The sequence below is a fragment of the Bifidobacterium sp. LH_416 genome (assembly GCF_056357055.1).
In genome coordinates this window covers 356,397-369,122 of record NZ_JBKEVJ010000002.1, presented here as the reverse complement: position 1 = coordinate 369,122, position 12,726 = coordinate 356,397, and the positions used below count along the sequence as shown (strand labels likewise).

Here is a 12,726-nt window from a genome sequence, read left to right as displayed (position 1 = left end):
TTATCAGCTAGCAGGCGCATGTGCGCGTCAAGGAGGAACAATGGCAGAGATCACATGGAAGTCGATTCTCACCAAGCTGGTCGGGGGAGACCACCTGAGCGCCGAGGAATCCGAATGGTTCGTAGATGATTTGATGAAAGGCAATGCGAATCCAGCCGCTGTGGGTGCTGCGCTCGCTATGCAGCAGCAGCTGGGCCTGACCGCCGAAGAGGTCTCCGGCGCCGCCAAGGCTATGGTTTCTCATGCCGTGCCGCTCAGCGTCTCCGGCGAGACCACGGATATCGTGGGCACCGGCGGTGACGGTTTCGCTACGGTGAACCTTTCCACAATGGGTGCCGTGGTGGCTGCGGCTGCTGGCGTGAAGATCGTCAAGCACGGCAACCGTGCCGCCTCTTCGAAGTGCGGCGCCGCCGATGTGCTTGAAGCCCTCGGACTGCCGCTCGACCTGAAGCCTGAAGCCGTAGGCGAGGTTGGCGACGAAGTGGGTATCACCTTCGCGTTCGCTCGCACCTTCCACCCGGCCATGCGCTTTGTCGGCCCGGTTCGTGCCGCTCTCGGCATTCCGTGCGTATTCAATGTGCTGGGACCGCTGACCAATCCGGCCAAGCCGGCTCATGTGGCCATTGGCTGTGCAAACCGTGCTATGAGCCCGATTATGGCTGGCGCCTACGCTGCAGCCGGACAGTCCGGCATGGTGTACACCTCGCATGAGGGTATGGATGAGCTGGCTCCTACCGGTCCGGTTTCCGTCTGGGAGATTCGTGACGGCAAGGTAACCGAAACTGACTTCGATCCAACCGTTGACCTCGGCCTGGCCAAGATTGATGTAGCCGATTTGAAGGGTGGCGAGCCTGAAGTCAACGCTGCTGCGTTCCGTGATTTCGTTGCCGGCAAGGATGTGCCGTCCCGCTCCACTGCACTGCTCAATGCAGCCTCCGCCATTGTGGCCGATGGTCATCTGGTAGGCGACGGCACGCTGGCTGAACGCTTCCGCGAAGCATACAAGATTGCCGAAGAAACTGTGGACTCCGGTAAGGCTCAAGCTCTGCTGGACAAGTGGATTGCAACCGCCAAGTCTAAGGCCTGATTCGGTAGGTTTACAGTGTATGTGGCTCCCTCGTGAGAGGGAGCCAAGAAGGAGGCATCACACGCGGGCACCGTCGTCGTAATAGCCGCCTTTATCACCGGGGCGGTTTTTGCGGGTAACTGCTTTGTATATCAAATCACCCAAGCCAATGACGGTGCACACGCTGAATACAAGATTCAGGATTGTGCTGAGCACAGGAATGCTATACAACGCCGGTATCAGAATCATGGCCAATGTGCCAACCACGCCCACGACCAGTAAGACTACTGGCAGTACGGTCGACATATGCATTGGACCCAAATCGGGATTCGGGGGAGTGAAGTCGCCATCATCGTAGCGGTCCATTACGCTATCGGTATCCAGCCAGCTGGAACCTTTGAAATCACGAGGGCCTTTGCCTTGATTTCTGCGTGCCCGTTCATGGAATGGGCGCACGCCATCGGTAAAAGCGGCGGAATCCAAATCATCCACGGAAAGCAGTGCTTCCTTCTCGCGTTTTTTAGCCTGCTTCTCAAATTTCTTTGCTTGCCGAGAAGACGCCACATCATTGAGGTCTGCCTTATGCTCGGCTTCGAATGCTGCCCATGCTGCGTCCAGATCGCTGGTCTTTCCGCTATCTTCCGGCGTGGGTGTTGTGGGCTCGTCACCCGCATTGGTATTGTTGAGGTCAGTCATATACACCACTCTAATCTGATGCCCCAAACCGCGCAGGGAGGGAAACGCCAAGTGCTGTACTGGTTCTTCGTAAAAGTCTTCGGTCCTATTGCCCGTCATCGTCTTGGACCCACTGTTTCGGGCCTGAATAATGTGCCTCGCTCTGGAGGCGCGATTATTGCCGCCAACCATTTGGCCGTGATTGATGATGCGTTGATTCCGATTACCTGCCCTCGCATGGTGCATTTCATGGGCAAGGCGGAATACTTCGAAGGAAAAGGTCTGAAGGGCAAGTTCAAGAAGTGGTGGTTCACTTCCGTGGGCGTATTCCCGGTGGATCGTTCCGGTGGCAACAAGTCCCTTGGTGCACTCGAGCATGCTCGTGAGATTATTGAAGATGGTCATCTGTTCGGCATTCATATTGAGGGTACGCGTAGCCCAGATGGCCGCATGTATAAGGGTCATACCGGTGTGGCTCGTCTGGCGCTGGAGACTGGCTGCCCGATTGTGCCGGTAGCACTAATTGGTTCTGATCTCCTGCAGCCGATTGGCACTTCCATTCCGAAGAAAGGCAAAACCCAAGTCAAGTACGGCAAGCCGATTGAGGTTTCCAAGAAATCCGCTGATGAGATTACTCATGCTGAGCTTCGCGAGCTGACGGATCGTGTGTCCGCAGCTATTCGTGAGATGAGTGGCCAGGAATACGTGGATGAATATGCTCAGAAGGTTAAGGCTGAGCTGAAGGCAGCCAAGGAAGCTGCTGAAACGCAGCCGGAAGCATAGGTCTATCGTAAAGCTCAACAGCAAGCCGAGGGGAGTCCCGCTGAAGCGGGGCTCCCCTCAGTCGTCTTACGACGACAGCTCCCCTCAAAGAGGGAACCACAATAGATGGAATCACACCACAGTAAGCGTAATAACGGTCGGAGTACCGTTTTCGTCACGCAGACGTACAGTCTCTCCAGCCTTCGGACTTTGAATACGCACCTCATGGGTAATGTCGCCCAATGGAGCAGACTTTTTCACCGTGAACCCAAGCTTTTCCAGTTGCTTAGCGGCATCGTCATACGTCATGCCGACCACGTTAGGCAATACCGTGGTTTCGGGGCCCTTGGAGATTACCACGTCGACGCTATCGCCCCACTTCAGCTGAGTTCCAGCTTTTTGCGAAGCAGACATGACTGTGCCGGCAGCGATTTTATCGTCAAATTCTTCAGTGATATTTGCGGTAAGTTTCAGCTCGTCGAAGGTAGACAGCATTTCATCTTTGGTCTTGCCCACGATATCCGGCATGCTCACCGGCATTGGCCCCTTGCTCAAGGTAATGGTCACTTCGGCATCGTGCTTCATAGTGGTACCAGGATCCGGAGTAATAGTCAGGGCTGCTCCCTCTGGAACATCCATGGAATACTGATCATTGGATTCATCATGCGTAATGTTGCTGAATCCTGCATTCTTCAATGCGGTGAGCGGATCCTTGCCGTTGGCTGAGCTGGAATCGAGAATATCGTCCGGAATCGTAACCATTTGTGCACCCTTGGACACCACGATCTCAATCTGCTGATCGCTTCGCTTGCTCACATGACTACGCACAAAAGCCTCAGCCTTATCAATAGACGCTGAAATAATCTTGCCCTTGTCAACGGTATCGCTGAACTGTTCCGTCGCCTTGTACGGAATGCCTGCGGTCTTCAACAGACTCTCATAGGTAGTCCAATCGGCACCGGAGAGCGAACATTGGGTATCTTCAGCACCACATGTCACATCTTCAGGCTGAGGCACGCTCCAATAACTACCTGGGCCCACGTACCACCACCAGCCGAAGCCGCCACCGGTACATGCAAGCACCACCGCCACGATAGCGGCAACAATAAGCGCAACCTTGCGATGAGATTTCTTACCGTCAGCTGCATCATCGTGACCGGATGCAGACGTAGCTGCGTCATCTGCAAGAACCTTATCGGACGAATGCAATGCTTGCGTAGGCACGCCAGCCATTTGAGGCAACACCTGAGTCTCGCCATTATCAAACGCACCAGTTTGTGGCATCACTCGAGTCTGACCCATACCTTGCGCACTCTGACCAGCTTGAGCGTTCTGCACAGAAGCTGGAGCGCTCAGAGCAGTGGTTGGAGCAATCGGAGCAGAAGATGCAGCATCAACTGAAGCTGCCGTTTGATTGGCAGCAGGGGGAGCCGGCGGCGTCGGAGGAGCAGGCTGCGTAGCGGTAAGATGTTCCGCTGCCTTGCCAATAGTGCCTACTAATGCAGGAGCAGTAGCGTCGGTATGATTTGGATCGGCTGCTGTAGCATGCCAACGATACTGCCAAGCCTCCAACGGCAGTTTTGCCGCCAGCTGACGCAATTCTGATGCAGCTTCAGTGCCATCTTTCGGGCGCGCTTCCACCGCGCGCGCGGTCAGATGAGAGATAAAAGCGGCAACTGTTGGGTCAATACCAGGGCAAACAGTTGCAATGGACGGCACATCCTCATGCACATGTTTGAACACCAAAGTCACTGGATTATCAGAATCAAAAGGCACTTTGCCGGCGAGCATCTCCCACGCCATAATGCCTACGGAATACAAGTCACCTTGAGGAGTGGCCAGATTGTTCTCAATCATTTCCGGTGCCAGGTATGCTGCAGTGCCGAGCAGCATACCAGTGGAACTGAGCGTGGCCTGACTTGCAGCCTTGGCCAGACCGAAGTCAGTAATCTGCACATGGCCTCGATCATTGAGCAGAATATTCTCCGGCTTAATGTCACGATGCACCACGCCAATACGGTGTGCGGAAGCCAGACCATCCAAAGTCTCCGCAATAATGCGTAACGTTTCCCGCACGGAGAACGTGCCCTGCACATTCATTTCATGGCGCAAATTAATGCCATGCACGTATTCCATAACAAGAAAATCAAGCCCGTTGAACTCGCCGGTATCGTACACCTGCACGATATGCGGATTGGCAATGGCAGCCGCGGAATTGGCCTCACGGCGGAATCGTTCCACAAATTGTGCTCTATGAGGCCCCTGAGCCAGCTGTGTATGCATCACTTTGATGGCCACAGTGCGGCCCAGACGCTCATCGACCGCCTCATACACGGTGGCCATACCACCTTCGGCGATATTGCGCACAATGCGGTAGCGTCCCTCAATCATCTGCGCGGGCTCGTTCTCACTCATTAACTCGTACGGTTCCTTTGACTACAGCTGAACATGGTTCAGTTTACATGGCATGGGCTACGCGCTGATGAGCGGTACCGATGTGCAGAAGAGATACAGAGACGTATGGAAATATGGAATATGCGGTTGTATTATCGCAAATCCTGAGGAATGAAACGAGCGCATGCTGCAATGAGCTGTTGTTCGTTTGTCTCATCCAATCCAAGATTCTTGATAGCGGCCTGCGATTGCTCCCACAATGCACTGATGCGATCACGAGAATGATCGATGGCATGAGTCTCGCCGAACACGCTGATGACGCGTTGCACTTGCGCTTCATCTCGATGAGCGGACTCATACATGTCACACAGCTCACGCCTGGTAGCGTCGTCGGCGGCATTCAACGCGTCAGCAAGCAGAACCGTTCGCTTGCCTTCTCGAATATCTCCACCCACAGGCTTACCGGTATTGCGACTGGAGCCAATAACATCCAACAAATCATCCGCAAGTTGGAAAGCCAAACCCAACGGTTCACCCACGGCAAGTGCCTGCTGCTGCGCTTTGGCCGGTTCAACGCCGGCGGCCAACAGTGCAAACAGGAGTGGAGCGATAGTAGTGTAGCTGGCGGTTTTCCAGCGGAAGACATTGAGCGAAGCGTCAACCAATGCCTGCGGATCACTAAGTGGAGTCATCTCCACGCCCAAATCCAAAACCTGACCGATTTCCACCTCACGCTGCATGGTGAGGAATGCTTCGACGATGGCATCGCCATTATTGAGATGTTTTGCGGATCGCCGAGCAATCTCAATACATGCCGTGGCCAGAATATCGCCCAACATCAAGCCCAGTCCCCGCCCAATGGACGCATTATGCACGGTGTATTCCAGCGCGCGATGTGCGGAAGGCTTGCCTCGGCGAAGATCGGATTCGTCAATGATGTCGTCATGTACCAACGCGGCAGTCTGGAACACCTCAATGGCGCACGCCAAGTCAAGCATGGCTGTTCTTGACGAAGATTCAATGTGCTGCTGATCGTGAGTCAGCGCATCATATGCGTCAAGGCTGAGCAGCGCACGTAGTCGTTTGCCTCCCTGACTGGAGGAGACGGCTTGATCGATGACTTCACCCATCACTGGTTGTAAGGCGCTCGCCACCTTGCCAGTGACAGGTGCGTCGGTAAGTTCACGAACCAATTCGCAGATGCGTGGCTCGATGGTGTTGAGGTCATTTCTGGTTGTGCACATGCCTTATAACTTATCCACAGGTTGTGATGAATACAACAACGTTGGAAATAAAGGGTTTTGAAGCTAGAACCACATACCTTGTTTTTCCCTCTGTTCCGCGCGCATTTCATGCATAGTAGACCCACGCTCACAAGAGCTATGCGGGTCGCAGGATTCGCATTTTCGCGTATGGCAAGTCAAGGAAGGCACGAACATGGCAAACAAGAATAATGCAGGTAAGAGGAGCAATAAGCGTACTCGTCGAGGAGGGAATGCGTCGCCGCCCAGTGGTGGTAGCGGCAATACTCAGAGGCATCGCAGCGGCAACCGGCATGAGCGTGAATCTCGCGCGAGTCTGGCTCAAGAGCAGTTCGATATGGAAAACCTGGATATGATGTCCACCGCATTCCATGAAGACCGGCGCGAGCGTGGCCCACAGCAGGCTGATGCGGACTGGGTGGCTGAGCCATTGGACGAATGGCTTGCCTCATTGGATGAAGGTATTGCTGATCTTGAGCCAGAGACTATGGCGGCGTTTGCCGTGGGAATGAACGAAACGCTATCTATCCGCGATGCCCTCATTCTTTCGATGATTGTCGATCGGGATATCTGCCCTAAGGCGCAGCTTATGGAATTCGCTTCTGAGCCACATAGTGCTCATGCGAAACGCCGTATGGGCCAGCTGTTGACCTCCGCGTTTGAAGATGAAGACATCACGCCCAACGAAGATCGTTGCCGTACAGGCATCGACATGCTGCTGGATATCGCTACGGCTTCACCGGTACCGTATTGCATTCAGCCTTTGGCAGTGGCTGCTTACACCTTATGGTGGCTAGGAGATAGCAGTGCTGCGGCATTGGCATTGCAATGTTTGGTTTTGGATGAGGACTGTTCGCTGGCGGCGATGGTATTTTCTGCCGCTGATCGAGGAGTATTCCCTGCCTGGTGCTCATGCAGCGTGCCAGATATGGCTGTATGACTGGGTTTGTGGTGATGATTTCAGGTGATGCGTGCGGCTTCGCGAACGAGAGCTAGTGATAATTGCAACACTGATTTTTCGTCAAATGGGAATAATCGTCCTCGGAAGGTGATTTACTCACATAGTTGACGATTTGCCCTTGCCAGAAGTGTGCCCATGTGGTATGTGAGCTTCAGGCGAGAGATCAGAAGGAGCAGTTTTGGCCACGAAGGAAACGACGGCAACCAAGCAGACGGAAGACTCCAGCGAGGAGACCGAGACCAAGAAGAAGGCCAGCTCTACGACCACCGCACGCAAGACCTCTACGCGTAAACCCCGCGCCACGAAGTCGGCCAAGGCAGCCGCAGGCGAAGACGGCGAGAAGGCAGCGAAGAAGACCACTCGTCGTACCACGGCCAAGAAGAAGACCGCAGTCAAGAAGACTGAGGATGAGGATCTCATCAAGACTGAGGACGACCAGAGCGACGACCTCGATGATGACGTGGTAGATGACGAAGATCTTGACGTCGATGATCTGGACGATGACCTCGACGATGTCGATTCCGATGATTCCGATGACGATTTGGATGAGGATGATCTCGACGCCGACGATGTAGATGACGAAGACGACGAGGATGAAGACGCTAAGCCTAAGGCTCCGGAAAAGCCGAAGGAAAAGGGCGCCTATGTGGTTTCCGACACCGATGATGACGATGAGAACATCATTCCAGCCGGTAACCCGAAGCGTCGTGTGATCGCCGCTGGCGCTACCGCCGATCCGGTTAAGGATTATCTAAAGCAGATTGGTCGCGTGAGCCTGCTGAACGCTGAGCAGGAAGTGGACCTTTCCGAGCGTATTGAGGCCGGCTTGTATGCTCAGCACTTGTTGGACACTCAGTCCGAAGGTATGGAGTTCAAGCGCAAGCGTGAGCTCAAGTGGGCTGCAGCCGACGGCAAGAAGGCTAAGGACCACCTGCTGGAAGCTAACCTGCGACTCGTGGTGTCGCTTGCCAAGCGTTACACGGGTCGTGGCATGCTCTTCCTCGATCTGATTCAGGAAGGCAACTTGGGTCTTATTCGTGCTGTGGAGAAGTTCGACTGGAAGAAGGGCTTCAAGTTCTCTACGTACGCTACGTGGTGGATTCGTCAGGCCATCACGCGTGCTATGGCTGATCAGGCTCGTACCATTCGTGTGCCTGTGCATATGGTGGAAGTCATCAACAAGCTTTCCCGCGTGCAGCGCCAGATGCTGCAGGATTTGGGCCGCGAACCTACGCCGGATGAGCTGGCACGCGAGCTGGATATGCCGGTTGAGAAGGTTCAGGAAGTGCAGAAGTACGGTCGTGAACCGATTTCTCTGCACACCCCGCTTGGTGAAGACGGTGATTCCGAGTTCGGCGATCTGATTGAGGATACCGATGCTATTGCTCCGTCCGACGCGGTGGCCTTCTCCCTGCTGCAGGAGCAGTTCAAGCAGGTGCTGGAAACGCTGTCGCCGCGTGAAGCCGGTGTGATCAAGATGCGTTACGGTCTTGAAGACGGCCAGCCGAAGACACTGGATGATATCGGCCGTGTGTATGGCGTGACCCGTGAACGTATTCGTCAGATCGAATCCAAGACCATGTCCAAGCTGCGCCACCCGTCTCGTTCGCAGACTCTGCGCGACTTCCTGGATCAGTGATCGCGCCGCTCGGCAGCGCGCTCACGCGAGGAGTTTGACAGCCCAGTGGGCTGTCAAACGACGAAGCAATCCATTCTGGCTCTCCTCAAACGAGGGGAGCCAAGTCATAGAACATAGAAAATAAAGGATTTATGGCCACAGAAGAATACGGCGCGAAAGATCTTGCCGTCCTCGAGGGTTTGGACGCAGTGCGCAAGCGTCCGGGCATGTATATCGGTACCACCGACTCGCAGGGCCTTATGCACTGCTTGTGGGAAATCATCGACAATTCTGTTGATGAGGCCTTGGCAGGGTTCTGCACTGATATCACTGTGACGCTGCATACCGATGGCTCAGTAGAAGTGGCGGACAACGGTCGAGGTATCCCGGTAGATAAGGAACCGAAAACCGGACTGTCTGGCGTGGAAGTGGTACTTACCAAGCTGCATGCCGGTGCCAAGTTCGGCAATTCCTCCTATAACGCAGTAGGTGGTCTTCATGGTGTGGGCTCTTCTGTAGTGAACGCGCTGAGCTCCCGTCTGGATGTGGAAGTGGACCGTGATGGCAAAACCCATTACATGTCCTTCCACCAGGGGCATCCTGGTGTATATACGGATGCCGATCCGGAGAATCCTTCTCCTGACTCACCATTCAAGCGCACTCGCAAGAATCGCCCGACCGAGCTGGAAATCATCGGCAAGGTAAGCCCTAAAACCACCGGTACTCGAATCCGGTACTGGGCTGACCCTGAAATCTTCAACAAGACTGCCGAATTCTCGTATGAGCAGTTGGTCGATCGCGTACGGCAGACCAGTTTCCTGGTTCCTGGCCTTAGAATCACCATTGTTGATGAGAATGTGCCGGAATCCTCGGAGAATGGCGCGGTTTCTGCAGAACTTGCGACCGAAACTTCTGCAGTGGCTTTTGCAGAACACGCTGCAGAAGATACTGCAGAGGCTATTACAGAACCAGCAGATGGCGGCGAAGAGGATTTCTCACTCAACGCCTCCAACGAGGTTATCGACGGCGCATTCGGCGAACAGCCGGCCCACCCGCGTGTGGTGGAATTCCGCCACACCGGCGGCGTGAAGGATTTCGTGGACTTCCTTTCCAAAGGTGAGCCGGTTTCTGATATCTGGCGTATTCAGGGCGAGGGTACATATAAGGAAGAGACTCAAGCCGTGGGTGAAGGCGGTGAACTGCACGCCCAGGAAATCGAACGCAAATGCGGTATCGATATCGCTTTGCGCTGGGTGAATGGTTACGACACCACCATCCGGAGTTTCGTGAACATCGTGGAGACGCCGGGCGGCGGTACCCATGTGGATGGCTTCATGAACGGCATTACCAAGCAGATTCGTAAGGCCGTGGAAGACAATGCTCGCAAGCTGAAGGTGAATCTCAAAGATTCCGCCATGAAGGTGGAGCGTGACGATATCACAGCCGGTCTCGTGGCCGTTATCACTGCTCGCGTCGCAGAACCGCAGTTCCAAGGTCAGACCAAGGATGTACTCGGCACGGCGCAAGTCAAGCCGATTGCTACCAGGCTCACTGATAAGCAGTTCGGTGAGATGATTTCCGGCTCAAAGCGCGGATATAAGGATCAGTCCGGTCGCGTGTTGGAGAAGATTGTGGGGGAGATGCACGCCCGCATCCAATCCCGTAAAGCCAAAGAGGTGACCCGCCGTAAGAACGCGCTGGAATCCGCTTCCATGCCGGCTAAGCTTTCCGATTGCCAGCCAGGCAATGATGATATTGCCGAACTGTTCATCGTGGAGGGTGATTCCGCACTTGGTACCGCCAAAGCGGCGCGTAACGCTGGATTCCAAGCGTTACTGCCGATTCGAGGCAAGATTCTGAACGTGCAGAAGGCATCCATTACGCAGATGCTTTCGAATAAGGAATGCGCAGCCATTATTCAGGTGGTGGGCGCCGGCTCCGGGCAGAGCTTCGATATCGAACAGTCCCGTTATCACAAAATCATCATGATGACCGATGCTGATGTGGACGGCGCACATATTCGTATCCTGCTGCTGACCCTGTTCTACCGGTACATGCGCCCGCTTATCGAACATGGCTACGTGTATGCGGCTGTGCCGCCACTGCACCGCATCGCATTGACCGGTTCACACAAGGGCGAATACATTTACACGTATTCCGATGACGAGCTGGCAGGCAAACTGGCTGATTTGGATAGCAAACATATCGGATACAACGATGACATCCAGCGATATAAGGGCCTGGGCGAGATGGACGCCGATCAGTTGGCTGATACCACTATGGATCCTCGTACTCGCATGCTTCGCCGTATTCGTATGGAGGATGCTGCCCAAGCTTCAGAGATTTTCTCGCTGCTGATGGGCGACGATGTGCCGCCGCGCAAGCAGTTCATCGTGGATAATGCTGACGATTTCGATCGCTCCAAGATCGACACGTGATACTGATCCGAACATGAATTGATGCTGATGCTCCTCGCTAGGGTTTCCCGCGAGGAACATCAGCATCAATCGAATTTAGCTGAGCGATGATGCCAGACCGCTGACCGTGGTTCCAAGATAGCTGTTCCATGCATTGATGACCCAGTTTGGATTGCTGAAGCCCAATGCGAGCCACCAGAGCAGCACCAGCATGAATGTCACGGTAATCAACGGCAGTCGTTGCACAAATAATCGAATCAATGCCAGTACAAGCACTATCGCCAGCAATGCGATAAACGTCAGCGAAAGCCATCTCAACCAAGTCATGCCATAGACGGCAATATACAGACCGAGCCGCGTGGCTGCGGATGTAAGCATGACTCCAGTTGTAGCAATGAGGCCAATTTGCAACGCTATGACGAGTTTGGTGCGAGGCGTAAAGGTGAGCACCAGTCCGAAGCCGGCAAGATTCAACGCGGCTATAAACAGCAGTTGGAAGAAGCCTTGGCGTGCGTATTCGGAGTATGTATAGCCTTCGGGTAGGCCCGCACCTGCGAAGAGGAACGTGAACTGCACCGCACAGAAAACGGCGTACAACGTCAGAACAATGATGAGCACGGTGGAAGTGATAGTGGAATCGAAGATTCCTCGTTGTTCGGCCTGGCGAAGAGCAGTGAGATCAGACTCCCTGTTGCGCGTCTCCACGCTGGCGAACAGCGAGGCAAGGAATGGCAGTGGGATAATCACCGCTATAGTGTGCAGGAAGAACTCCGTTGGATCGAAATATTCGAACGCATGCGTGATGCCATATGAGAACATTTCATCTGCTTCCATCAGCAGTGGAACCAACAGACATAGGATGGGCATGCTGATGAGCAGCGCGATACCTATTTTTCGTATAGTGCTGTTGCGCGCAGCGGTGACATCGTTATCAGCGACATGTGCGGTGTGAAGATAATAAGAGATAGTATCTGTCAGCATGCGCCAGTGAGTGAACAGGCTGACGGTCCAACCTTGCAGCCAGTAGAGTGCGATATTCGCCGGGCGGTTTGGGTTGAAAGTAATTGAAGAAAGTTGCAATGCCAGCATAAGTAATGCGGGAAGAACCATGTAGATGGTAATGATTGCGTATGAATAATTCGCCGAAGGAAGTGCGATGAAGGTGTCGCTTCCGGAAGGAATGGCATAGGTAAAGGAATTATCGTTGACGATAAGCCATGTGCTGAGCGTTCCCGCGGCGATGATGGTGATCCACCATATTGGGCTGCGGTAAGCGCGTCGGATAAATAACATGATGATGGCGATAAGGCAGATAACGCAGAAGAGCGACCCTCGGACCCATGATGATAACCATATCGGCAGGAGGGAGGAGAATGCTCTTGCCCAGGTGTCAGAGAGGATAAGTCGGTCAAAGGAGAAGGGAATGAGGAATGCCGTGGTCAACAATGCGATACGGCGTTTGATGATTGGCAAGGGGTGCAGTGGTGGTGCTGGAGTGGATGGACCGCATGTGGTTGCTGTAGAGGTTGCTGTTGCCGGGGTTGCTGTTGAGGTAACGGCAGGAGAGTAAT

At 54.1% G+C, this 12,726-nt stretch carries 10 protein-coding genes; 6 read left to right on the top strand and 4 right to left on the bottom strand.

Going from position 1 to position 12,726, the window contains the following annotated elements:
* Positions 1-40 precede the first annotated feature (40 nt).
* Positions 41-1,087, top strand: a complete 1,047-nt coding sequence (gene trpD / locus AC1AY0_RS06125; protein WP_476526041.1) for an anthranilate phosphoribosyltransferase — start codon at positions 41-43, stop codon at positions 1,085-1,087.
* Positions 1,088-1,144: 57 nt separating this feature from the next.
* Here the strand turns inward: trpD and AC1AY0_RS06120 are convergent, their stop codons facing one another.
* Positions 1,145-1,762 (bottom strand): hypothetical protein, encoded by a 618-nt coding sequence (locus AC1AY0_RS06120; RefSeq protein WP_476526039.1) that lies wholly within the window; start codon positions 1,760-1,762, stop codon positions 1,145-1,147.
* A 51-nt stretch (positions 1,763-1,813) separates the two neighbouring features.
* Here AC1AY0_RS06120 and AC1AY0_RS06115 point away from each other — a divergent pair, with 51 nt between their 5' ends.
* The gene (locus AC1AY0_RS06115) at positions 1,814-2,524 is read left to right on the top strand and encodes a lysophospholipid acyltransferase family protein (protein ID WP_476526115.1); all 711 of its coding nucleotides are present in this window, start codon (positions 1,814-1,816) and stop codon (positions 2,522-2,524) included.
* 111 nt (positions 2,525-2,635) lie between these two features.
* Here the strand turns inward: AC1AY0_RS06115 and AC1AY0_RS06110 are convergent, their stop codons facing one another.
* Both AC1AY0_RS06110 and AC1AY0_RS06105 read right to left on the bottom strand, forming a co-directional pair.
* Complete coding sequence (locus tag AC1AY0_RS06110; RefSeq protein ID WP_476523228.1) at positions 2,636-4,918, bottom strand: protein kinase domain-containing protein; 2,283 nt, start codon at positions 4,916-4,918, stop codon at positions 2,636-2,638.
* Between the two features lie 131 nt (positions 4,919-5,049).
* Complete coding sequence (locus tag AC1AY0_RS06105) at positions 5,050-6,141, bottom strand: polyprenyl synthetase family protein (RefSeq protein ID WP_476523229.1); 1,092 nt, start codon at positions 6,139-6,141, stop codon at positions 5,050-5,052.
* Between the two features lie 193 nt (positions 6,142-6,334).
* Between AC1AY0_RS06105 and AC1AY0_RS06100 the strand changes: the two genes are divergently transcribed.
* From AC1AY0_RS06100 to AC1AY0_RS06090, 3 genes are all read left to right on the top strand, one after another.
* Positions 6,335-7,099, top strand: a complete 765-nt coding sequence (locus AC1AY0_RS06100) for a DUF4192 domain-containing protein (RefSeq protein WP_476523231.1) — start codon at positions 6,335-6,337, stop codon at positions 7,097-7,099.
* 199 nt (positions 7,100-7,298) lie between these two features.
* The gene (locus AC1AY0_RS06095) at positions 7,299-8,759 is read left to right on the top strand and encodes an RNA polymerase sigma factor (protein WP_476523232.1); all 1,461 of its coding nucleotides are present in this window, start codon (positions 7,299-7,301) and stop codon (positions 8,757-8,759) included.
* A gap of 131 nt (positions 8,760-8,890) precedes the next feature.
* Entirely contained in the window at positions 8,891-11,176 is a 2,286-nt protein-coding gene (locus AC1AY0_RS06090) for a DNA gyrase/topoisomerase IV subunit B (protein ID WP_476523234.1), read from the top strand.
* A 75-nt stretch (positions 11,177-11,251) separates the two neighbouring features.
* On the opposite strand, the gene AC1AY0_RS06085 is transcribed toward AC1AY0_RS06090, so the two are convergent.
* Positions 11,252-12,448: a DUF4153 domain-containing protein gene (locus AC1AY0_RS06085; RefSeq protein ID WP_476523235.1), complete on the bottom strand. Its 1,197-nt coding sequence runs from the start codon at positions 12,446-12,448 to the stop codon at positions 11,252-11,254.
* On the opposite strand from AC1AY0_RS06085, the gene AC1AY0_RS06080 reads away from it, so the two are divergent.
* On the top strand, positions 12,447-12,725 hold the full coding sequence (locus tag AC1AY0_RS06080) for a hypothetical protein (RefSeq protein WP_476523236.1): 279 nt from the start codon (positions 12,447-12,449) through the stop codon (positions 12,723-12,725). The genes AC1AY0_RS06085 and AC1AY0_RS06080 overlap by 2 nt on opposite strands.
* Position 12,726 lies beyond the last annotated feature (1 nt).

What these genes read in the sequence shown, in the direction of transcription:
- trpD (WP_476526041.1), top strand. Translation starts at nt 41, where the DNA reads ATGGCAGAGATCACATGGAAGTCGATTCTCACCAAGCTGGTCGGGGGA.
- AC1AY0_RS06085 (WP_476523235.1), bottom strand. Translation starts at nt 12,448, where the DNA reads ATGTTATTTATCCGACGCGCTTACCGCAGCCCAATATGGTGGATCACC.
- AC1AY0_RS06090 (WP_476523234.1), top strand. Translation starts at nt 8,891, where the DNA reads ATGGCCACAGAAGAATACGGCGCGAAAGATCTTGCCGTCCTCGAGGGT.
- AC1AY0_RS06100 (WP_476523231.1), top strand. Translation starts at nt 6,335, where the DNA reads ATGGCAAACAAGAATAATGCAGGTAAGAGGAGCAATAAGCGTACTCGT.
- AC1AY0_RS06120 (WP_476526039.1), bottom strand. Translation starts at nt 1,762, where the DNA reads ATGACTGACCTCAACAATACCAATGCGGGTGACGAGCCCACAACACCC.
- AC1AY0_RS06110 (WP_476523228.1), bottom strand. Translation starts at nt 4,918, where the DNA reads ATGAGTGAGAACGAGCCCGCGCAGATGATTGAGGGACGCTACCGCATT.
- AC1AY0_RS06105 (WP_476523229.1), bottom strand. Translation starts at nt 6,141, where the DNA reads ATGTGCACAACCAGAAATGACCTCAACACCATCGAGCCACGCATCTGC.
- AC1AY0_RS06080 (WP_476523236.1), top strand. Translation starts at nt 12,447, where the DNA reads ATGATGATGGCGATAAGGCAGATAACGCAGAAGAGCGACCCTCGGACC.